General features: G+C 49.5%; 9 protein-coding genes and 1 tRNA gene. 1 reads left to right on the forward strand and 9 read right to left on the reverse strand.

Annotated features, from left to right (window positions below):
• Positions 1-11 precede the first annotated feature (11 nt).
• From nagB to ACO1NU_RS15745, 4 genes are all read right to left on the reverse strand, one after another.
• Positions 12-1931, reverse strand: a complete 1920-nt coding sequence (nagB, locus tag ACO1NU_RS15730) for a glucosamine-6-phosphate deaminase (RefSeq protein ID WP_448819452.1) — start codon at positions 1929-1931, stop codon at positions 12-14.
• 152 nt (positions 1932-2083) lie between these two features.
• Positions 2084-3148, reverse strand: a complete 1065-nt coding sequence (locus ACO1NU_RS15735; protein WP_448819453.1) for a substrate-binding domain-containing protein — start codon at positions 3146-3148, stop codon at positions 2084-2086.
• Positions 3149-3255: 107 nt separating this feature from the next.
• Positions 3256-5067 (reverse strand): energy transducer TonB, encoded by a 1812-nt coding sequence (locus tag ACO1NU_RS15740; RefSeq protein ID WP_448819454.1) that lies wholly within the window; start codon positions 5065-5067, stop codon positions 3256-3258.
• 5 nt (positions 5068-5072) lie between these two features.
• Positions 5073-5441, reverse strand: a complete 369-nt coding sequence (locus ACO1NU_RS15745) for a BlaI/MecI/CopY family transcriptional regulator (RefSeq protein WP_448819455.1) — start codon at positions 5439-5441, stop codon at positions 5073-5075.
• A 479-nt stretch (positions 5442-5920) separates the two neighbouring features.
• Here ACO1NU_RS15745 and ACO1NU_RS15750 point away from each other — a divergent pair, with 479 nt between their 5' ends.
• Positions 5921-6628 carry a PRC-barrel domain-containing protein gene (locus tag ACO1NU_RS15750; RefSeq protein ID WP_448819456.1) on the forward strand — a complete coding sequence of 236 codons (708 nt, stop codon included), beginning with the start codon at positions 5921-5923 and terminating at the stop codon, positions 6626-6628.
• Positions 6629-6713: 85 nt separating this feature from the next.
• Here the strand turns inward: ACO1NU_RS15750 and ACO1NU_RS15755 are convergent.
• The 5 genes from ACO1NU_RS15755 to ACO1NU_RS15775 all read right to left on the reverse strand — a co-directional run bounded on the left by ACO1NU_RS15755 (position 6714) and on the right by ACO1NU_RS15775 (position 24831).
• Positions 6714-6788 (reverse strand) — tRNA-Val (locus ACO1NU_RS15755).
• Positions 6789-6912: 124 nt separating this feature from the next.
• Positions 6913-7854 (reverse strand): PorP/SprF family type IX secretion system membrane protein, encoded by a 942-nt coding sequence (locus ACO1NU_RS15760; RefSeq protein ID WP_448819457.1) that lies wholly within the window; start codon positions 7852-7854, stop codon positions 6913-6915.
• 28 nt (positions 7855-7882) lie between these two features.
• Positions 7883-9094 (reverse strand): gliding motility-associated C-terminal domain-containing protein, encoded by a 1212-nt coding sequence (locus ACO1NU_RS15765; protein ID WP_448819458.1) that lies wholly within the window; start codon positions 9092-9094, stop codon positions 7883-7885.
• Positions 9095-9130: 36 nt separating this feature from the next.
• Positions 9131-10570 carry a redoxin domain-containing protein gene (locus ACO1NU_RS15770; protein ID WP_448819459.1) on the reverse strand — a complete coding sequence of 480 codons (1440 nt, stop codon included), beginning with the start codon at positions 10568-10570 and terminating at the stop codon, positions 9131-9133.
• 11 nt (positions 10571-10581) lie between these two features.
• Complete coding sequence (locus ACO1NU_RS15775) at positions 10582-24831, reverse strand: hypothetical protein (RefSeq protein WP_448819460.1); 14250 nt, start codon at positions 24829-24831, stop codon at positions 10582-10584.
• Positions 24832-24845 lie beyond the last annotated feature (14 nt).

The following is a 24845-nucleotide window of genomic DNA, read 5'->3' on the forward strand; positions in this document are numbered from 1 at the left end:
CTTGCTAAGATTTAAAATTTATATCTCACGAAGGCCTCCATGGCCTCGTACTCAGCCAAACCAAGCTGATCATAAGCAAGAGCGGTTTCGCGGTTACGTTCTTCCGCTCTCACCCAGAACTCTCTGGCATCATCACCCGGGAACACAGGAAGGTCTTTCTGAGATTGATGCTTAAATATAGCAAGTTTCTTGCGTTCTACTTCCTGTGGAGACAAAGGAACTGCCATTTCTATTTCATGCACCTCAAATTCATGCCATGCACCTCTGTAAAGCCACAGCCAGCAGTCGTCCACCCATTCTTCAGTACCCTTCAAACGTTTTAGTGCTTCCAGGATGATATCGAAGCAAACCTTGTGTGTTCCGTGCGGATCAGCAAAGTCACCTGCAGCAAACACCTGATGCGGTTTCACCTGACGGAGCAGCTCCATCGTTTGCTGAATATCATCCTCGAAGGAAACCTTTCTGGAAGTCTTCTGACGATCGTAGAACGGCAGTGCCATGAAATGAATATTCTCATCAGGAAGTCCCGCAAAACGTGCTCCCGCAATCGCCTCACCCTTTCTGATCAGGCCTTTGATATTTCTTATTTCGAGTGTATCCGGCTGGTTAGGCTGTTTTACCTCGATAAATTTCCGCATGTCTTCGTACGCCTGTTCCTGTACAGATGCATCCTCTCCTCTTGCCTTGGCATAGTCGATCGCGAACTCTGTAAAACGCAGTACATCCTCATCCCATACAGCAGTATTCCCGGATGTCTGGTAAGCTACGTGAACATCGTGTCCCTGATCTGCAAGGCGGATGAACGTACCTCCCATCGAGATCACATCATCATCTGGATGCGGCGAAAAAATAATCGCACGCTTCACATCGGGAAGAGCACGTTCCGGACGCTGACTATCGTCTGCATTCGGCTTACCTCCAGGCCAGCCGGTGATGGTGTGCTGAATCTTATTGAAGATATGGATATTGATATTGTAAACCGGACCACGCTCAGTTGCAAGTTGCGCCATGCCGTGGTTATTATAATCCTCCTCTGTTAATTTAAGGATTGGTTTCTTCAGTGTTTTTGCAAGCCAGATGACCGCCTTCTTGATCAGGGCCTCGTCCCAGACACAGTCTTTAACCTCCCAGGGAGTGTCAAAACGTGTCAGCTCAGATGCAGCCTCCTCATCGAGAACGAACTCCACGTGATCAGACAGCTGCAAATAGGTCGCAGGAACCTCCGAAGATATCTCGCCCTCTACCGCCTTCTTTATGATCCCGGCTTTCTTCCTGTTCCATGCCATCAGGACAATTTCCCTGGCTTTGAAGATAGTACCGATACCCATAGTAATCGCCTTGGTAGGCACATTTTCCTTACCTCCAAAGTCATGCGCAGCGTCACGACGTGTCAGATCATCTAAGGTAACCAGGCGGGTTCCCGAGTTTGGTGCAGACCCCGGCTCATTGAAGCCGATGTGTCCCGTACGACCAATACCCAGAATTTGAAGATCCAGACCTCCATAAGCACTGATCTTCTGTTCGTAAGCCAGGCAGAAAGCCGCGATGTCTTCCTGAGCAAGGGTTCCATTCGGGATATGCACGTTGTTCATATCGATATCGATATGATCGAACAACTGCTCCTTCATGAAATACACATAGCTCTGTGCAGCATCAGGCTGCATCGGATAATACTCGTCGAGATTAAAAGTTACTACATTGGCGAAGCTCAGGCCTTCTTCCTTGTGAAGACGGATCAGCTCCGCATACACCTTAACCGGCGTTGCTCCGGTAGCCAGCCCCAGGACTGTAGTTTCACCTTTAGACTGTTTTCGTCTGATCAAATCAGCAATCCTTTTCGCAACCGCGCGCGACGCAGATCCTGAATCAGGATAAACGGTTACCGGCAGTTTCTCGTAACGGGTTTCTTCTAATAAGTTTAATCTTGACATGGTATTTAATGCTATTCTGTACTCTAATTCAAACTTAGACAATAAAAACGATCAAAACAAGCTGCGTGTGCGCACAAATGGCACACGCAGCAGCATAACATGTCATAATTGCTTTAAAAGTGTTTCCGCACACACTTTTGAAGCGAAAAAAATTATTCCTCATGGATGAAATAATTCAGATTCTCTTTTGCAATAATATCCAGCGGCATGTATTTGATTACCGGCACCTTCTTTTTAAATACGAGGTAGTCGGCCATATGATTTACGCTCCAATAGCCTTGTCCTCTCGGGTTCTGGTTGATTAGGAAACTGATAATGCCACGGTTCAAAAAATGAATATTCTTCGGCACGAGGTCATAACAAACCAGCTTCAGCCCTTTTATATGGCGTTGCTCCAGGTAGGTGGCAATGGCATATCCTTTAGAGGTAGTCACATAGATCCCCTGCAGCTCCGGATTATTTTCTATTAAGTCGTCCATTTGTCTCTGGAAGAGCGCATAATCTTTCCGCTGCAGCTCCACGCGATGAAGGGTGTACTTTCCTGAAAGATTATTATGACTGAAGTAGTTACGAAATCCCTGCTCCTTCTTCATCAAGTGAGTTGCATTTCCGATGTCCTCATCGATGTGCGCAATCAGGATCGAGCAGGGATCAGCATGAAGCTGACTCAGTAAGCGACCTGCCAGCAAACCACTCTGATAGGAATCCTGTCCGATATAACTCAGCGGATTGTACTCGGAGATCTGAGTGTTGAAAATAATAAAAGGAATGCCCAGCGTATTCCACTCATCGAAAAAAGGGAGTGTTTCTTTATAGAAAAGCGGAGCGAGGATAATGCCATCGGGACCTTTAAGCGTTACTTCTTTCGCTTTTCCCACAAAAGAACCTACCTCGTGCAGATTGAAACTGTACCTGGTTACAGTGATTCCGTATTGCTTCAGTTCTTTCTCTGCCTTTTCAATGCCCATGATCGCTTCGTTCCAGTAAGAATCAGACGAATGGCTCGGAACGAGGGCAGCGATGTTGTATATCTTGTTGGAACCAAGAGCTCGCGCACTGTAGTTGGGCTCGTACTCCATCTCTTTGATGATCTTGAGCACCTTCTCTTTCACGTCCTGCGAAACCCGGCCCCGGTCATGTAAAACCCGGTCCACAGTTCCGGTCGATACTCCGGCCTTCTCCGCGATATCTTTAATCCGAACAACTTTATTACTCATAAGCTCCTGTTTCAAGCGACCTGCTCTATTGAGTGGCCGCCTGAAGCAAGTTTAAGCAATTTTAGGAAATTAAAAGATGGCCCCTATGAGAGCAGGCCATCAAATGTCTATCTCAGCTCAATGAGGAGGACACCATCTTTACCGCTCACGCCGTACTGAGCAATAGCATCCGGCCCTCTGAGCACATTTATTGATTTCACTTTAGCGGGATCAAGGGTATTCAGATCGTATAGCTCATTTTGTATTTTACCGTTGATGACGACTAAACCTTGAGACTTTCTAGCCGGTTGAGCATTTTTCCCGCTGATAGCCTTGGTAGTAATTTTTACCACTCCATTCTTTCCTTTGTCACCATAAATCGCTGTAGTAGAAGCATCTTTGAAAACGGCGAGCGATTCGACATTTTCAGGAGAAAGACTCCTGAGATCGGAATCACTAACTTCCTTTCCGTCTAATATATATAACGGACTCACTCCCCCACTTGGCATATCTCCCAGAAACGGCCGTTTAAGCCTATTACCGACATTGCTAACCGTATCAGGTACCAGCCCAGTTTTTATCCCTGCATTTCCTGTGGTGATAGCAATGGGCAAGGTATATTGAACTCTTACCAGCTTACCTTTTTGCTTACCTGGGGTCCATTTCGGGGATCCCTGCATTACGCGGATGGCCTCCTCGCCTATGCCTGATCCCAGATCTCTCAGGATCTTAATATCCGTCAATGTTCCATCTGTCTCTACAACAAACGAAGCAATAACTTTCCCTGACACTTTATTTTTCCGGGCAGCCTCTGGCATTTTAAAAGTACTCGCGATGTACTTGTAGAAAGCGCTCATCCCACCAGGAAAATCAGGCATTTGATCGATGGACCTGACGTCTGTCAGCACATCGCTGCTCCCTTGAACCTCTTTCTGCTCCTTTACCGTATCCGCTATTTCCCCAACCATGCGATTTTCGGGCATTTCCTCTATTCCGGTGAATGCATCAGACAGCTTTTTAGCCCCTGCTTGCTCCACAACTTCCTTTCCCTTTTCCTCTATTTTCTGCAGCGTCGTAATCGGCTCTGCCATATCCGCAACTTCTACAATCTCTTTACTTCCGGCGACTATCTTAGCCGAGGAGAATACAAGCATACCAACAAACAGTGGCGCTGACAACCCATACTTCAGCAAAGCAGAGCGGGTTGATTTCTTTTTGTAGAGCATCATAATTCGTTTTTTTAAAAGTGATTCGTTGAAAAAATTATTTGCTAGCTGGCTCACCGGAACACCCAGCGTATTACTTAAAAGCAACATCGCGTAATCTTCCTTTCTCTCCTGGATGCAGGCGACCTCGTCCGCGATAAATTCATGGATGTGCTTAACCGACCGCCGGTAGAGGTAAACCACCGGATTATACCATATGACTATGGATATCAGTTCAAGAAGGATGACGTCCACGGAGTGATATTGCCGTGCGTGAGTTTCTTCATGTTTGTGGATCGCCGTATAGCTCTTCAGCGAATCGGCAATGAATATCCGGTTGAAAAATGAATAGGCTACACTCTTTTCATAAACCGGTTTAATCAGCAAGTATGCAAGCCGGAATATGAAGCGGAGAAACAAAGTCAGCGTAACAGCCAGATAGGCTACGACAACCCAGTCGCTAATCGTCCAACTCGGCCCGGAATCCTCTGCCACGATTACCGGAATAAGCCAGGCATTAATGAACATCTTTGTTTCAACGACCGGCCTCAAACCGAATAAGTCATTAATCCAATCCGAATGCAACAGCGGAATCAGGAATGAGAGCAAGGCACCTCCAATCAGATAGACCCTGTTCAGATGGAAAAATGTCTCATTTTTCAAGAGCAGATAAAAGAAAGCGTAAAATAGCATCAGATAGCCGTTCACCTGAACAAAATATTCGAAAGCGTTCATAGCGGTTATTTCTTTAGGTTCTTAATTAACTTCAGAATCTCATCAGCCTCCTTCAGGTCGATCTTCTTTTCCTTCACAAAGAACGAAAACATGTTCTCCACCGAATTGCTGAAATAATTGCTTAGCAGCTTGCCTGTAGCAAAACTCTTGTAGTCTTCCTTACTGACCAGCGGATAGTAACGGTGACTCTTACCAAAAGCTTCATGATCAATAAAACCCTTTGTTTCCAAAATGCGGATAATGGTGGATACCGTGTTGTAGGCTGGTTTGGGTTCCGGCAACTGCCCTATCACATCTTTCACGAAGCCTTTTCCGATATCCCATAAGACTTGCATAATCTGCTCCTCCGCTTTCGTTAACTCTTTTATTTCCATGTCCGTATGATTATAAACCTAAGATATAACTAACTTTCTAGTTTTACAACTATTTTGTTAGTTTAATATTTATTTTTTAGCGGGTGCTTCAACCTGTATGATCTTAGATCCATATCCCAGCCATCATGGAACGACCTGATGAACCAAACGGCTATTATGAAAGTAGCCGTAGACCCCAGCAGCACCCCTGTACTACCCTGTCTTAAACAAAAAACAATTTAAATCCTACCGGAGAGTCATCTCTTTCGAGCTTGCTCTCTCGAGGGAGATGGAAAACACATCAGAAGAGCAGTGAGCATCATGACCAGTCGCAGCAGATAATGAAGACTTTTCCTGCCGACTACATAAACTCTTTGCGTCAAGCACAACACACCGTCTGAATCGCGTCGTCTCTTTTCATACCCGACTCGTCGGTCTGTTAAAACAAATATTTTATCGATTTGTAATATAAGTAGTTAACCAAATCAGAAAGGATACTTATGCTACACAGCCTTCACCGTTTACTCGGATATTCCATCGGCGCCACCGATGGTGAGATCGGTCACGTTACAGATTTTTGCTTCGATGACAAGACCTGGAACGTGCGTTACCTGGTTGTTGAAACAGGGAACTGGCTCTTTGGACGAAAAGTGCTCATCTCACCTGTAGCACTGCAACAACCGAATTGGGATCAGAAGACATTTCCGGTGAATCTGACCAAAGAACAGGTAAAATCGAGTCCCGATGTTAATCTCAATCAGCCTCTGTCGCTCGAACAGACAGAAGGTTTATACACCCATTATTCCTGGCCCTATCCGGAAGAATCAGGAATTGGCTTCATGACCAGCGGAATGGTTGGAGGAGTGGTAGCGCCGGGAATTCCACTGGACGAGCGGATCTCCGACGAGTTACATCAAAGCAACTCCGGAGAAGGACATGAGAACCATCTTCACGGAGTCAAACACACGACGCGTTATGACGTCCAGGGAGCTGACGGACTTATTGGAGAAGCTACCGACTTCCTGGTTGACGAGAACTGGCATATTACTTCCCTTGTTGTGGATGCTGGTAGCTGGTTTAACAATAAAAAGATTCAGCTTGATGTACACAGCATTCAGCGGGTGGAGCGGGAAAGTTCAGCGATCTATTACAGCGAGAGCCTGGACTTACTGAAAGGCCGGCAGGAGTTTAACTATAATGCGGTATAGAATTAATCAGGTAGAGCATCGATCGATCCTCTAAACGGCTATAAAATAAAAAAGGACAAGCTCTATATGAACTTGTCCTTTTTTGTGGAGGCTACTGGGTTCGAACCAGTGACCCTCTGCTTGTAAGGCAGATGCTCTGAACCAGCTGAGCTAAGCCTCCTTTTCCCTACCTTGTTTCGGTTTGGGACTGCAAATATAGTAACGTTTATCAAATAAGCAACATTTTCTTTCTTTTTTGTTAAAGGCTGCATTTAAGAGCGGAGAGGCATAACTGCTAGATGGCATCAGAATAAGGAGCCCCGCTTCTTTCCTTTAACAACGATGGGCACCTGCAAATTAACCTCGAAACTTCCTCCGGTATCCAGGCGTTGAGCAGCGAGTTGACTGGTATAATAACCCTGAATCAGCACCTTCTCCTGGTAGTTGAGCCCCAGACCGATAGTTGAACTTCGGCTACTATGATACATTCCCATGAGGTAAATGGCATTATTAGAGAATTTGATATTGGTACCCACATCCCAGAGGTTGTTTATATCCCTGGCTCCGCGGAAGCAGAATTTGGGTTCAATACAGATAAGCTCCAGCTCGCGGCCTATCTTGTACGAGAAGGCCATAAAGAACGTAGATCCGTCTACGGTGGCATTCAGGTCTTTCTTCATCAACTTCTTGAGATTGGGAAGTGCCCCCTGTATGGTCAGCCTGTTCTGAATATAGGCAATACCGAAATCCCCGTCCAGGTAAGACTTTCTTTCATTAAAGCGATCTGCAGACAGGTCGTTCGGGTCGCCAATCATCGCATCGAAATCCAGCTTTTCATTCATCACACCAAGGGAAACACCGAAACGTAGCGTCTGATCGTCTCCGTTGAGAGGCAGTTGGTAGGAGTAGCTGCCCACCACGCGAGTTCGCCTGATAAGGCCAGCCTTATCGCTGTAGATGTTTAGACCCGTCCCAACCCTACCACCGGCAACACCCTCCAGATAGTAATCAGCTGTAAGGGAGTGGGTAGAGGGTGATCCAGGCAGCGACTTCCATTGGTTGCGGGTACTCAGGTTAACCCTTACATCTTTCTTCAGCCCCGCGAAGGCAGGATTCCCCAGATACTCATTTTCATAATATTGGGAAGCCATCGGCACCAACTGCGCCATAATCTCTCCTTTGCAAGCCAGGATGAGCAGGAGTGTCCATCCTGCCGACATGATTCTTTTGTTTATATATAAATTCACAAGCATTCGTTTATTCTTATGTTTTTTGTTAGTCGCGAACAAGCGTTATAAATCCGGTCAGCTTTCCTTTTCCTGAGTTGATATACAGGGCGTAGTAGTAGGTATCCTCAGGAAGTGGCACACCGTTCAATGTTCCATCCCAGGTATTCTTATAGTCGATCTGCTTGAAAACGACCCGTCCTGCACGGTCAAATATCACGACCTCATTGTTGGGATACAGGTCCAGGTTTTTAACCACCCATACATCATTCACACCATCTCCATTGGGCGTCAGAATATTATTGGCCAGCAGGGTCCGGTAGTCATCTTTAACAGCAATATCAATGGTCTTGACCACATTACAGCCTGAACCATTGCTGATCACAACCTTGTAAGTGGTGTTCTTTGAAGGACGGACCACCAGGGAGTCGGTGTGCATGCCTGATACGATCCCTTCTTCATCCTCCCAGAAGTAGGACAATCCTCCTGAAGCAATCAGAGTTGTCGTTTCGCCGAGCGATATGGATGTACCGCGTTCTGAGATAAGATTGCCAACTAGTGCAGTGTTGACGGTTACGGAGGCAGGGTCCGACATGACAGATGATCCGCTTTCAAAAACTACCCGCACAGTGTAATTTCCCGAGCGGCTGACAATAAGTTCCTGACCTACGCTACCCGGCAAGAGCATTCCGTCACGGAACCATTGCCAGGAGGCTCCCCGTATGGTCCGGAGGGTAATCGTCGAGCCATCGCAAATAGTGGCATTCGCGGGTGTAACAGGTACCAGCAGCGAACCGGGAGTAACAGCCGTTAATCCGGTCATAGTGGTTAGCTTTGCAAAGTCCTGACTGATCACCTTTCTGAACGAATTGATTATACTGCCTGATGACAAGGTATAATCCATATAGCCTGCACCCAGCCCCGCAGCAGTGTGGGCTACGACGAGATTCTGGGCTTCATTCCCATTCAGCTCAGAATCAAGGAAAGTCATAGCGACTGATCCCTGATAAGCGATGGGACTGCTGAAACGGTACTGCCGTTTGATGCCGCTGAACTGCGGCCATTGAACAGGAATGGACTCTCTTGTAATGGATAGGCTTTTGAGCGACAGATCGACATCCGGCACAAGTGCCAGCCCGTCCACAGACAAGGTTGTTCCTTTTTTCACCGTCATCCCCTCTGCTCCTACTGTTAGCTGAGCTTGAAGCTGAACGGGCAGCAGAGCGAACAATGTCAGCAAACCTATCAGCAAACGCCGCATACTTATGTAATGTATCATCTTGATCTGAACCATGTTCTACTTCAACTTTAATGCTCTGTTTAATTGTTCTATCGTTTCAGGCAGGGCGAGGATCTTACTTGTTGCCGGGTCTATCAGTATCATGACCGGAGTGGCCAATACGTAATATGCGCTCGCCTCCTCGCTATTGATCCCTCCCCTAGCATGGATATGCTTCCATTCGTCCATCTTTAGCCGGGCATCATTCCACTTTGCAACCTCCACGTCAGTAAAGTCAAGGCTTACTGCAAGGACCTCCATGCGATTCTTCCGTCCGGTTTCAAGGTACCAGGGATAGAGTTTCTGCACTAACTCCAGGCAGTGCTGGCAGTCGGCCGACCAAAAGAGGAGCAGTTTGTAGGCCGCGCCTTTCTTATAATCATGCAAGCGGCTCGTCTTTCCTGACTGATCGGTAATCTGAAAATCAGGAGCAATCGCTCCCGGTCTGATAGATTCGATTCCTTTGAGCCGTTTTTCAATTTCCAGCCGTTTGGACGTGAGACAACGCGGATCTGCCAAATAGGGTTCTAACATTTGTATTCCGGAGCTGATATTGAACCCTTCGTATCCCTTATAAAAATAGTCCACCATCCAGCCATATACCAGCGGATGGCCGGTCCGCGCCTTTTCGATAGCCCTTTTTCCGGCAAGGGTAAAAAGGGAATCCCTTATCGCTGGCGACGTAGCTCTGGTACCATAAATATTGACGTACTGATCTGTCCAGGTCCTTAACTGAGGTACCCTGATCAGCAAGGGATTGCTCAGGTCGATATGATCAAAGTAATGTTCCAGCAAACTCTCCATGCGCTGTCCAGCGGAGCCCTGCCAGCTTAGTGCAGGAAGCAGTTCGAAGCCGTAGATATTGCTTATAAAGGCATTTTTATCCTGCTGCGTTTGTGCCGCGATCCAGGTATTATAGCTCCGACGCCTGCCTTCATACTCCGCTGCTCCCTCTTTGAAAAAAGCAGACTCCGGGCGATCGTAGTTCATGAGGAAGCTTTGCAGCAAACCCAGTTGTTCCCTCCGTTTGGTATTGTTCTGCATGAACCGGGCAAGCCATGCATTTTCTATTTCACCTTTTTGGAAAAAGGTGCTATCGGGATTATTGATCGCTTTAGGTCTGAGCCACATCTCCAGATCCTGTTCGTGAATAATAATATTGCGCTCCGCCGGGTAAGGAGTGCTACCCTCCCTTTCCTGATAATCACAGCGGAGAACAAACTGCCCGGGCAGCTGATCTGCCGGGATGGATATCTTGAGCGTCTCTCCGGGTTTTACCTCCGGGCTTTCATATAGAGGCTTGAAGGCCTTCGCGCCGACCATGGGCATCAGGGATACTTTGGCGGAGAACACACCCTCCAGATGAACCTGGAGTTGCCTGTTTTGTGCATACAGATTGCCTGCGAGCATGGCCACGCTGACTATCAGACTATAAACGATATATATTTCTCTTTTCATTTTCTTTGTTGTTAATCTCTGATGCAGCGCAATGGTAGGGCATAAGCTTTATCAATATAATTTACTGCGCTTCCGCTATTCAGATCCAGAAAGATTCCGTATGATGTACTGCTGTATTGACTCGACGTCCAGTAGCGCCCGTATGCTCCACGCCCGGCAACCACTCCAGTGTTATAGGCCAGGACGCCTGCAGAGTGAAGTTTCAGAACGGAGTTAAAGGCGTCCGTCGCACTTGTCCAGTTCTGTGGCGGAGCATCTGCCGCGGTCCATTCTGTGGCTGTAGGAATCCTCCAGGCCAGCCCCAGCAGAAGTGCACATGGGTCGTTGGATGCAGCCCAGTGGCTATTTTCTGAAATACTTGTTATCCATGACGTTGCCGGGCTACGACTGTCTGTATGCTGATATCCCCGGGAACGGTTAAATTGCCAGTACCAGCCTGCCGCAGCTACAGACGCGTCGTTCACTGAAGCAGCCTGCTGCTCTGCACCCAGGTTCTGCGTCAACCAGCAACGGGCTGCTCCGGAAATATTACTGCTGATGGAATGGTAAGTCACCGTTTTACTGACGGGCGCACCGTTGACACCGGCGACATGAACGACATCAAAGTCGGCCGGGCAAATCTTAAAGCTGGTTACCGACTTACTGTAGGTGGTACCCTCATCGTTGACTGCGTAAGCCCGAACATAATAAGTAGTTCCTTCCACTAAACCCGGCAGAGTTGCACTAAATACGCCCGTGCCACTGCCACTCTGCACGCAGATATCGGCTGTAGTCGGTGTACCGCTTGTATTAAAACACAAACCGCGGACGGAAACAGGGACGCCACCACTCAGGGCCACCGTCGCCGTACCAATAGCCGTCGACTGCGTCATCGTTGATGTAGGAATGCTTACATCACTAACAAGGGGTTTCGCCAGAACTACTCCGTCGCGAATACATCTGACCGGGAGTGCATAGGCTTTATCAATATAGCTCACGGCACTTCCATTATACAACTCCAGGAAATTTCCGTAACTGGTGCTGCTATACTGGGTGGAACTCCAGTATCGGCCGTATGAGCCACGCCCGTCGATCGATCCGACACTATAGTTGAGCATACCAGCTGAATGGAGTTTCAGAACGGAGGCGTAAGCATTGCCAGGGCCTGTCCAGTTTTGAGGAGGAGCATCTGCTGCTACCCATTCACCTGAGGTTGGGAGGCGCCATCCAATTCCCAGGAGTAGGTTACACGGATCATTGGCAGCCTGCCAGTTTTGATTTTCGGAGATACTGCTTGTCCAGTTCGTCCAGGCGTTGGATGGGGTGCGAACCCCGCCGTCAGACTTATAGCCCTGAGCGCGGTTGAACTGCCAGTACCAACCGGCCGATGCCTCGCTGCCGTCGTTTACAGCACCAGCTTCCTGATCGGCACCAAGATTCTGAGTTAGCCAGCAAGCGGCAGCACCTGAAATATTGCTGCTGATCGAATGATAGGTCACGGTCTTGGTCACAGGAGCGCCATTCAATCCTGCAGTATGGATCACGTCGAACACTGTCGGACAGATTTTAAAGCTGGTTACCGATGGGCTGTAAGAAGTTCCCTCACTATTTGTTGCGTAGGCCCGAACATAGTACGTTGGCCCTTGAATAAGATTCTGCAATGTGGTTACAAACATTCCTATATCATCTCCGGAACGAATAACCTGATCGTCAAGGGTTGGAGTTCCGCTGGTGTTCCAGCATAGACCCCGATCCGTAACTTTGGCCCCGCCGTCGGAGGCAACGGTTGATGTACCTTTGGCAGAGGATGCCGTCATGGTTGTCGTCGGAATACTCACATCACTTACAGTAGGCTTAGACAAAACGACATTATCACGGATACATCTGACCGGGAGCGCATAAGATTTGTCTATATAACTAACGACACTTCCATTATACAGTTCCAGGAAGTTTCCGTAACTAGTACTGCTATACTGGGTGGAACTCCAATAACGCCCATAGGCTCCGCGACCTTCAAGGCCTCCGGCATTGTAGGTCAGCATACCGGCCGAATGCAGCTTCAGAACGGATGCATAGGCATTGGCTGCACTGGTCCAGTTTTGAGGAGGAGCATCCGCAGCAACCCACTCTGCGGAAGTTGGAAGACGCCAACCGAGACCCAGAAGCAGGTTACACGGATCATTGCCAGCCTGCCAGTTTAGATTCTCGGAGATGCTGCTGATCCATGAAGTCCATGCGTTTGACGGCGTACGCAGGCCATTATCTGACTTATAGCCTTGGGAGCGGTTGAACTGCCAGTACCATCCCGCAGAGGCCTCGCTAGCGTCGTTTAGGGCGGTGGCCTGTTGATCGGCACCCAGGTTCTGGGTCAACCAGCAGCGTGCAGCACCCGAGATATTGCTGCTGATTGAATGATATTTGACTGTCTTGGTAACAGGGGCCCCATTGAGTCCCGCAGTATGAATCACCTCAAACTCTGTAGGGCAGATTTTGAAGCTCGTCACCGTTGTACTGTATGAGGTTCCTTCGCTATTCGTCGCGTAGGCCCGAACATAGTAGGTCGGCCCTTCCCGCAGTCCCTGGAGTACACCAGCAAATACCCCCAAACCGTCTTTAGCATCTTTGACGAGGTTATGGCTAATCAGAGGAGCCTCACCTGTAGTATTCCAGCATAGGCCTCGCTCAGTTACTTTAGCTCCCCCGTCAGACGCTACGGTTGCCGTACCTTCAGCAGAGGATGGCGTCATCGTTGTTGTCGGAATGCTCACGTCACTCACGGTAGGCTTAGACAATACCACATTATCCCGGATACACCTCACAGGAAGCGCATATGCCTTATCCATATAGCCGACCGCACTTCCATTATACAGTTCCAGGAAGTTACCGTAACTGGTACTGCTATACTGGGTGGAACTCCAATAACGACCATAGGCTCCCCGACCTTCAAGACCTCCCGTACTGTAGTTCAACATACCGGCCGAATGCAGCTTCAGAACAGAAGCGTAGGCATTGGCTGCACTGGTCCAGTTTTGAGGAGGAGCATCTGCAGCTAACCACTCTGCGGAAGTTGGAATACGCCATCCGAGACCCAGAAGCAGGTTACACGGATCATTGCCAGCCTGCCAGTTTAAATTCTCGGAGATACTGCTGATCCATGAAGTCCATGCGTTGGACGGCGTACGCAGACCATTATCTGACTTATAGCCTTGAGAGCGGTTGAATTGCCAGTACCATCCGGCGGATGCCTCACTGCCATCGCTCACTACGGTAGCTTCCTGATCGGCACCCAAATTCTGAGTTAACCAGCAGCGTGCGGCACCGGAGATATTGCTGCTAATGGAATGATATGTAACCGTCTTAGTGACAGGAGCACCATTCAATCCGCCAGTATGAATCACATCAAACTCTGTTGGACAGATCTTGAAGCTCGTCACCGTTGGACTATATGAGGTTCCTTCGCTGTTGATGGCATACGCACGTACATAGTAGGTTGGCCCCTCGCCGAGTCCCTGCAGCACACCAGCAAATACGCCCAAACCATCTTTAGCATTTTTGACAATATTATCGGTAATCAAAGGGGCCTCGCCTGTGGTGTTCCAGCATAGGCCACGTTCAGTTACCTTAGCACCGCCATCAGATGCCACGGTTGCTGTACCCTCGGCAGAAGAAGCTGTCATCGTGGTTGTCAGGATGCTCACATTACTCACCGTAGGTTTAGATAAGACGACATTATCCCGGATACACCTCACAGGAAGTGCGTATGCCTTGTCGATATAGCTGACCGCACTTCCATTATACAGTTCCATGAAATTCCCGTAACTGGTACTGCTGTATTGGGAGGAGCTCCAATAGCGGCCATATACACCGCGCCCTTCAAGGCCGCCTGTATTGTATGTCAGCATACCGGCCGAATGAAGTTTGAGGACGGATGCTTGAGCGTCAGCGGGACTGGTCCAGTTTTGAGGAGGAGCATCTGCTGCGGTCCACTCTGTAGAGGTTGGTATACGCCAACCGAGGCCCAGAAGCAGATTACACGGGTCATTAGCGGGCTGCCAGCTTTGGTTCTCGGAGATGCTGCCGATCCACGAAGTCCAGGCGTTAGACGGTGTACGTACGCCGCCATCTGACTTATAGCCCTGTAAGCGGTTGAACTGCCAGTACCAACCGGCAGATGTTTCTCTGGCATCGTTGATGGCGCTAGCCTGCTGATCGGCACCCAGGTTCTGGGTTAACCAGCAACGTGCAGCACCGGAAATATTGCTGCTAATGGAATGATATGTAACCGTCTTGGTTACAGGAGCGCCATTCAGTCCGCCAGTATGGATCACCTCGAACTCCGTTGGACAAATCTTGAAGCTCGTTACCGTTGGGCTGTAGGAAGTCCCCTGGCTGTTTGTCGCATAAGCCCGTACATAATAGGTCGGGCCTTCTACCAATCCTGGTAAGGTTCCATTGAAAACCCCGGTCCCGCTACCTCCCTGTACACAGATATCGGCGGTAGTAGGAGTTCCGGTGGTGTTGAAACACAAGCCGCGGACGGAGACAGGAGCACCACCATCGGAAGCCACAGTTGCTGTACCCTCGGCGGAAGAAGCCGTCATCGTTGTTGTTGGAATACTCACGTCACTCACCGTAGGCTTAGACAAAACCACCTCATCCCGAATACATCTTACAGGAAGCGCATAGGCCTTATCGATATAGCCAACTGCACTTCCATTATACAGTTCCAGGAAGTTACCGTAACCGGTACTACTATATTGGGTGGAGCTCCAATAGCGGCCATATGCACCACGCCCTTCGAGCCCTCCGGTACTGTAGGTCAGCATACCCGCTGAATGGAGTTTTAGAACCGATGCGTAAGCATTCGCCGGGCTGGTCCAGTTTTGAGGGGGAGCGTCTGCCACCGTCCACTCTGCTGAGGTTGGTATACGCCAGCCGAGTCCGAGGAGCAGGTTACATGGATCGTTCGCCGGCAGCCATTGTTGGTTTTCCGAGATACTGCTGATCCAGGAAGTCCAGGCATTGGATGGTGTACGTACGCCGCCGTCCGACTTATACCCCTGTGGGCGATTGAATTGCCAGTACCAACCGGCGGATGCCTCACTGGCATCATTGATGGCGGTAGCCTGCTGATCTGCACCCAGGTTCTGAGTTAACCAGCAACGTGCGGCACCGGAGATATTGCTGCTTACTGAATGGTATTTAACCGTTTTCGTGACAGGAGCACCATTTAATCCGCCAGTATGAATAACATCAAATTCTGTTGGGCAGATCTTGAAGCTGGTGACTAACGGACTATAGGATGTACCCTGACTATTCGTGGCGTAAGCTCTGACATAATATGTTGGACCTTCCTCCAGGTCCTGCAAAATCCCGGTGAAAGAACCTACGCCATTTCCTGCCGGCAGGCGAGTATCATCAATCGTAGGCAAACCTGTGGTGTTGAAACACAGTCCACGGGAAACGACAAGCGCACCTCCATCAAGGCTCACAATGGCTGATCCTTCTGCCGTCGACGAGGTCATATCGCCGATAATGACGTTACTTACGGTCGGTTTACTTCTAACGATCGTGTCGCGTACGCATCGCAGAGGCATGGCATAAGCCTTGTCCGCATAAGACACAGAGCTTCCACTGTTCAGATTTAGAAAATTACCATAACTGGTGCTGCTATATTGAGTTGAGCTCCAGTACCAGCCGAACACGCCCCGACCTTCCAGCCCGCCCGCATTGTAGGTGAGCATACCTGCAGAATGGAGCTTAAGCGCCGAAGAATAGGCATGCACTGCACTTGTCCAGTTCTGTGGAGGTGCATCTGCAGCGGTCCACTCTGCCGAGGTTGGAATACGCCAGCCGAGACCCAGAAGTAAACTACATGGATCATTGGCAGGCAGCCACTGCTGGTTTTCGGAGATACTGCCGATCCAGGTGGTCCAAGCGTTTGATGGTGTGCGCACCCCGGCTTCAGACTTATAGCCCTGTGGCCGGTTAAACTGCCAGTACCATCCGGCAGCAGCTTCAGAGGCATCATTCACTGCTGTTGCCTGCCGGTCGGCACCCAGGTTCTGGGTTAACCAGCAAAGCAGATTACCGGTAATATTTGAACTTACATTTCCATATTGGACCGTTTTACTCACTGGCGCACCGTTCAATCCCGCGGTGTGAATGGCTGTAAATAACTTACATATTTTGAAGCTGGTTACCTCCTTACTAAAGGCTGTGCCTACGCTGTTCGTTGCGAACGCACGGATATAATAGGTAGGACCTTCCTTAAGATTCCGGATAATTCCCTCAAAACTTCCCAAGCCTGCATTGATATCCTGAACCATATTGTCGGTCATTGAAGGTGATCCTTTCGTTGACCATACGAAGCCTCTGGCCGTTACAGCTGCGCCTCCGTCGTCCGTTACTTCTACAGAGCCCACTGCGGCGGAATCACTAAGAGAACTGATCGTCACCAGGCCGACTGTTGGAACAATTGGCTCGGTCCTGATGGTATCAACTGCTCCATAGGACGTACCCAGGCTGTTGGTCGCATACGCCCGGATATAGTAGGTGGTGATATGCTTCAATCCTGTTATCTTACTTTGGAAAGCGCCTAGACCTGATCCGTCGCTGGTCTTCGTTAGGAGTGCAACGGTCGGCATCTCCGTACCGCTCCAACATACACCTCTGGACGTCACTGCTACGCCCCCGTCTTTTAAGACCTCACCACCGCTTATTACGGCGGCGCTGGTGATGCTGGCAGCTTTCGTGGTGGTCACCATTGGCGTGGTTAGCGTAGTAAGACTGTCCAGGTTACCGTAAGCCGTACCCATAGCATTTGTTGCATAAGCTCTTATGTAATAGGTTGCTCCCTGAACAAGACCACTCAGACTTATACTGAAGCTACCCGCACCTCCGCTCGCATGGGTAATTTTCAGGCTATCGAGCGTTGGAATCCCGCGCCGGCTGTAAACAATGCCTCGTGCCGTTACAGGAAGCCCTCCGTCTTTTGAAATATTCCCTCCCGCAGTTGCCGAGTTTTTGGTAATAGCTGAAGGCTTATTGGTCGTAAGCGTCGGTAACGTCGGTGTTGTTATTACAGTCGCAACCTGGCTGAGGCGGGTTCCGGCAGAATTAGTCGCATACGCCCAAACGTAGTATTTCGTTTCAGGAAGAAGCTTCGTGATGGTGCCAGCAATAACCAATCCGCTTTCTGGTACGGCAAGCATGCTGTCCGGATGAAAAGGATAGGACGGCACCTTTCCGGAAGTATTCCAACAAAGACCGCGGCCTGTTACTCTATCTCCGCCGGTGGAGATCAGGGAGGCTGTACCTTTCGCACTGACCATGGTCAACTCAGACACTTGCACATTGCTCACAGAAGGTCTGATGACCGCAGTGATCAAGCTGTCCAGATTCCCGTAAGCTGTTCCTTTGCTGTTTATGGCGAAAGCTTTGACATAATATTTTGTACCAGGCAGCAGTCCTGACAGATCATTCGTGTATTCGCCGACTGCACTCACGCTGTTATAGACTTTAGAATTCACGGCGATTGTAAAGTCCCTGTTCGTACTCCAGCAAATTCCCCTGCCAGTGATCGGCATTCCTCCATCGTCACTAATATCCCCTCCGCTGGTAGCTTTCACGCTATCAATGGCTGTTGGAGCTAAGGTCACAAGCGAAGGCAGCATGACAGGAAGGGTCGTAAATTGCACCTGACTACCGTAGCCCGTACCCACACCATTCGTCGCATAGGCGCGCACGTAGTAAGTGGTATTTGCGGCCAGCCCCCTCATTGTCGCCGTAAAACTTCCGATGCTTCCGGAGGACTTGTCTTCCGTCTTTGTCGATAAGGAAACGTCAGGGTTGCTATATCTGCTCCAACATAATCCTCTCACCAGTATAGCCGTTCTTCCGTCATCGGTAATCTCCCCCCCGCTTTGTGCCGAGGTAGCGACAATATTGCTTACCGGGTCAGTAGCTGTAAGCGTAGGAATACCGTTCGTCTGGAATGTCCTTTCTATTCCGTAAGCGGTACCGATCTTATTGATGGCATAGGCGCGGACATAATAAAGGGTATTCGGCTTCAGGTTGGATAACATTGCCCCGAAGGCTTCTGTACCCTCACCATTATAGGTGCGGCTGTTACTGACGGTTGGATTAGGCTGGGTGTTCCAGCAAATTCCCTTCAGCGTAACCGGAGCACCTCCATCACTGGTGATTACACCGCCACTCTTAGCCGCGTATCCACCTATTTCAGTCAGTTCGTTCGTTTTTAGTATAGGCGCCGTCGGGAATATGGTTGCAGCAATCTGATTACCATACGCGGTACCTGCAGCATTCTTTGCATACGCACGGATATAATAGGTCTGGCTCAACTCCATGTTGACAACTGTACTGCTAAAGGATCCTGCTCCGGCCCCGTCGTTTGTTTTAGCCAACGTTACAGTATCCGGATTGAAGTTCTCATCAGTACTCCATACCACGCCGCGCTCGATTACGGGGGCTCCTCCCTCCGCACTGATCAGTCCGCCTGTGACCACAGTAGACTTGGATGTCACTATTGCATAGGTAGTGGAAATAGTGGCCAAGGAAGGAAGTGTGGTGAATACTAATTCCTCTCCGTAGCCTGTTCCCTGGCTGTTCGAGGCGTAAGCACGCACATAGTATTTCGTTACGGGATCAAGTCCTGTTAATAAACTATTAAAGGATGTACCTGACCATTGGTCGTTCGTTGTTCTGGAATGAAGGTTGACTGTAGGCGACGGACTGGTACTCCAGCAAACACCCTGATTGGTTACAGCGGCTCCACCGTCGTGAATAAGCTGTCCCCCGCTCGTTGCAGACTTTCCATCGGACCCTGCGCTTGTTGCCAGTGTATTCAGTTTCGGAAGATCGAGGGTAATGAACGTTATTTCATCACCGTATGCGATGCCCACACTATTTATGGCGTAGGCTCGCACGTAATAAGCAGTTCCGCGGTTCAGTCCGGTTATTGTAGTGGAGAAAGATCCATTTCCGGAACCAACATGCACTGTTTTACCAGAGCTTACTGTATCCGGATTAAAGCCAGATCTGGTGCTCCATACCACTCCCCGGGTTGTTACTGCCTCGCCGCCGTCATCTGTGATGACTCCGCCGGTAACAGCAGTAAGACCATTGATGTTCCATGCATCCCTGGTGGTGACTGTTGGAAGAGTAGGTGGATCAGTGATAAAGCTGAGCAGATTACCATAGGCGGTTCCGGCGATGTTTTTTGCGAAAGCACGGATGTAGTAGGTAGTGCTGCCTTTCAATCCCGTCACCTTGCTGACGAAGCTGCCCGATCCACCGCCATTCGACATCCTGTTGACACTCACCGTATCCGGAACAAAGCTGGCCACCGTGCTCCACACGACTCCCCGGTCAGTCACTTCGGCACCGCCGTCATCCGTGATATGACCGCCGCTACTTGCTTTAGTTGGGCCGTTTGCTGTTGCATAAGCAGTGGTCAACGAGGCAAGCGTCGGCGTTCTGAAGCTCATCTCCTCGCCGTAGGCTGTACCGACACCATTCACCACATAGGCCTTTACGTAGTAAATAGTGTTCGGAGTCAGTCCGGTAAGATCAGCATTAAAGCTGCCTTTGAAGTACCCCGTCTGGGCTGTCTTATTTAGGGTGACTGTATCCGGGTTGAAGTTCCGTTCGGTGCTCCAGCAGACACCTCTGGTTGTTACAGGAGAACCTCCGTGACTAAGGATATTTCCACCACCCTGAGCCGCAACAGAGGAGGAGGCCACAGGCTTTGCAGTGACAACCGTTGCAAGAACAGGAGCTTTGGTAGTAAAGGTTTCAACAGCCCCGTAACCGGTTCCCACGGTATTAGTAGCATATGCACGCACATAATAGGTTGTGCCCCCCAATAGATCGGTAATGGTTGTTGCGAAGCTTCCTGATCCATAGCCGTTCGTGGTATGCTCATCAGCAACTATAGGCAGTGGGTTTGTACTCCAGCAAAGCCCGCTTTGAATAATATCAGTACCTCCGTTGGAGACGATCGTTCCTCCCGTTTTCACTCCCACACTGGTAATCGACGCAGGGTCCGGGGTGATCGTGACGATAGCAGGCACATCGAACGTCTTAAATGTCACTTCGTTATTTGCATAACTTGTTCCGGCTGCGTTCGTAGCATAAGCTCGTGCGTAATAAGTTGTTCCCGGCTTCAATCCTTTAATAGTAGAGGTAAAGTTAGCGCCCCCTGCCTGAATAGTCCGGTTGACGACAGCGGTATCGGGTTTAAAGCCGGAGACCGCGCTCCAGACGAGTCCCTCCGTATGGATAGGCGCTCCACCATCGCTCAGTATCGTCCCGCCAGAGAGTGCAGTTGTCCCTGTAATTCCGCTTCTACCCTCCATGGTGGTCAGCACAGGAGCAATGGGTGGCCCGGTTACAAATTCTTCATTATTGCCGTATGCGATACCAGCGCTGTTGATAGCGTATGCTCTCACAAAGTATCTCGTACTACCCATGAGCCTGGAGATATTGTGTATAAAGTTTCCAACACCTATTCCACTGGTGGTGTGCGTATCATTTGTAGTCGGATTACCCGTAGTATTCCAGCATATTCCGCTTGAAGTAACTGCAGATCCTCCATCACTTACGATATCCCCTCCGCTCTTCGCATCTGTACTGGTGATTGCGTAAGCCGGCGTGGTGAGGATCGTTGGAACCGTAAAGGTCAGGAAGCTGACATTCTCCCCATACGCTACACCGGCACTATTGATGGCGTATGCTCGGGCATAGTATCGCGTATTGGGATTCAAGCCGCTAAGTTCTGCAGAATAGCCTCCCGTACCTTCCCCGGATGAAGACCTCGCGTTCTGGATGGTAGGGTTTTCAGATGTGCTCCAGCAGATACCACGTTCTGTCACCAGGGCTCCTCCGTTATTGCTCACGACGCCTCTGCCAAGTGCGGATTTCCCACCAATATTGATCACATCGCGCGTCAATACGAGGGGAGGCTCCGGAGCGGCTGTAGTAAAGCTTTCCTGATTACCATAGCCTGTGCCTACATCGTTCGTGGCATAGGCACGTACGTAATAGGTTGTTGCCCCCATTAATCCGCTCATTTTAACGGAGAATGTGCCGACACCTGAGCCGCTGGACCAATACGAATCGGCAGTTGTTGGATTAGGACTGGTGCTCCAGCAGATACCCCTGCTCCAAACGGTGGAGTTGCCATCGTCAGGAATATACCCTCCGCTTACTGCCGTCATGCTGGTGATGGAATGAACAGGTATGGTGGTCAGGCGTGCTGTGGATGCCGTGTTAAGGCTGTCCAGGTTTCCATAGGCAACGCCAAAGCTATTTACTGCATAAGCTCTTATGTAATATTTCGTTCCCGGACTCAGGTTGGTGAGACGGCTATTGAACAAACCTGTACCCAGGCCACTCACCGGTTCGGATGTTTTGGTATCCAGGCTGATCGTTGGATTCTTCTCTGTGCTCCAGCAGACTCCTTTTGCGGAAATAACATCATCACCCGTATGCGTGATATCGCCACCGCTGAACGCGGAGAAACCGGTAACCGAAGAAGGCGGAATAGTGGTGAGAACTGCCAGTGAAGACGTTCTAAAGCTGGTTTCGGCGCTTATGGCTGTGCCCACCCGGTTTGTTGCGTATGCCTGGGCGTAGTAGGTTGAATTGGGAACAAGGGCATTCAGTGCGGCTACGAATGTGCCGATATCGGTGCTGTTGGTCGTAGCAGAAGATACATAAACATAGTTTTTACGATCCTTGCTATAGCGAATACCCCGGTCAGTTATGACAGCTCCGCCATTATTGGCTATAAGGAAAACCCCGGTTGCAGTAGTATTTGTCACCGTAATTGGATCAAACGACGGCGGGAGGACGGACGGTAAAACAGGAGCAATCGTCGTGAATATCTTGAGATCGCCATACGCTTTTCCATACCTGTTAACAGCATAGGCTCGTACGTAGTAAGTAGTATTGCCAAGCAAATGCTCCATTTTGCTCGGGAAGTATCCCACTCCTGAACCATCGTTCGATACAATGGTTGCATTAGGATCGCCTGCCGGATCTCCGGACGTACTCCAGATAATACCCCTTAAGGTTATGGGCGCTCCGCCACCGCTCGTGATATCCCCCCCGCTGAGCGCAGACATACTCGTTATTTCTGAGATATTAAGCGTTCTAATCACCGGAGCCTCAGGAATGATGGTGAACGTCATATCCTCCCCGTATGCTACGCCGGTGCTATTTATAGCATAGGCCCTGAAATGATAGACCACGTTAGGCTGCAAGCCTGTAAGAACGGCATTGAACCATCCCAATCCACTTCCCTGAGCGGACTTGTACGCTGCCGTTGTTGGATTTGCGGCAGTGCTCCAGCAAATGCCTCTTTCCGTTACCGGTGCACCTCCGTCCTCCAGCACACGCCCTCCAACGGTAGCCGTCGGAGGATATAAAGACGAGGCCGCAAGTGTTTGAACAGTCGCATAACGGGGCACTACCAGGCTGTCCATATTACCATAAGACACGCCTGCACTATTCACTGCATAGGCACGCACGTAATAAGTTGTTCCGGGCAAGAGGTCCTTCATTGTGCTTCCGAACCCTCCTATACCATCCGTGGTGAGTGGCTCCGCAGTAGTTGTTGGTAGGGTTACAGTTGGAAACTTCTCCGTACTCCAACATATTCCGCGTTTGGTGATTTTAGAAAACCCTGCATTCGTGATAGTACCCCCGCTTAGGGCTGTACCGAGAGAATAATTGTACGGTTTCGTGGTCGTAATGCTGACTGGCGCTGCAGTTGTAAAACTTGCTTCGCTGCTATAACCCGTGCCCGCGCTGTTTTTAGCATATGCTTTGGCATAGTAAGTTGTCCCGGGATCCAAGCCGGTAAGTGTTGTGAGAAACGAACCTATGTCTTTCGTATTATCAAAAGGTGCACTTACATACGTCCAGTTTACCTGATCTTTGGTGTAACAGATACCCCGTTCAGAAACTAAGGCTCCGCCGTTATTGAGGATCAATGCTGAACCTTCCGCAGAATTTCCGGTGATATTTAAAACAGTCAACGTTGGATTTAGCAGGGGTGGAACAGGAGCAGTTGTGGTAAACTGGATCAGATTGCCATAAGCAGTGCCGGCTGCATTGACGGCAAAGGCCCTCACGTAATAGGTAGTGTTTCCTAAAAGGCCGTCGAGTGAACTCGGGAATGGTCCTACACCAGAGCCATCATCAGTGCGGGCACTTACTGAGTCAGCAAGCGGATCACGATTAGCGCTCCATATAATTCCCCGTGCTGTTACTGAGCTACCCCCGTCTGCAGTAATGCTACCTCCGCTTTCTGCGGTAAGGCTGGTGATTTTCGTTGCTGGAAGGGTTACTATCGTCGGGGGAGCTATTGGTGTTTTGAAGACGATATCGTCACCATATACCACACCCTGATCATTGATTGCATAAGCCCTGACATGATACGTGGTATTGGGCACCAGGTCATTCATCCAGCTTTCGAACATACCCAGACCGGTTCCTGTCGCGACAATTTGCGTACGGGAGCTTTGGTTGATATCAGGATTGATATTGGGGCTCCAACAAAGTCCTGTCAAGGTTACAGGAGAACCGCCATTGACAAGTACTTCACCACCTCCCTTTGCTCCAGTACCGGTGATGTCCTGAACAGGCAGTGTTTTTACTACGGCCTGGCACGTTAGTGCCCGCCAGGCTTTTCCGTCAAAGAACCTGATGGATTTTGTGGTAGCACTGATATAGAAGGCGCCTGCTGAGAGTCCCAGCGGCGCGGGATCCTGGCTGAGTACCGGGAGCTTACAGGAACTTAGATCCCGACCTGCGCTGAAGCCTCTGCTTTCGGTAAAGGAGGCAGCAGACATATCCGCCAGCTTAAACCAGGAGCCACCGTTGAAGATCATAACGACGCTATTTTTTGCTGAATAGTAGACCGTTCCAGGAAGCAAAATACCTGAGGGTGCTGTATTTAGTACCGGAAGTAGAGGAACGCCCTCTTTCACCAGAAAGAAATCATGAGCGGAGGCTGTTGAGATATTGGAGGTACAGAGCGTTTCCCAGCTTGTCCCCGTAAAGATCAGTGGTTCTGATCTGTCTTTACTGTATACAAGCATTCCGCTTTGAGGGGAATTGATCACCGCAGGATCGAGTGATGGAAGGTGTGGGATACCTTCAATTACGCGAAAATATCCCTGTCCGAAGGCACTGCTTAATGATGCGATCAGAACAAAAAGGACGAATTTAGCTATGTGAAATAATTCTCTCAATACTATTCGGGCGA

The sequence above is a fragment of the Arcticibacter sp. genome (assembly GCF_053551015.1).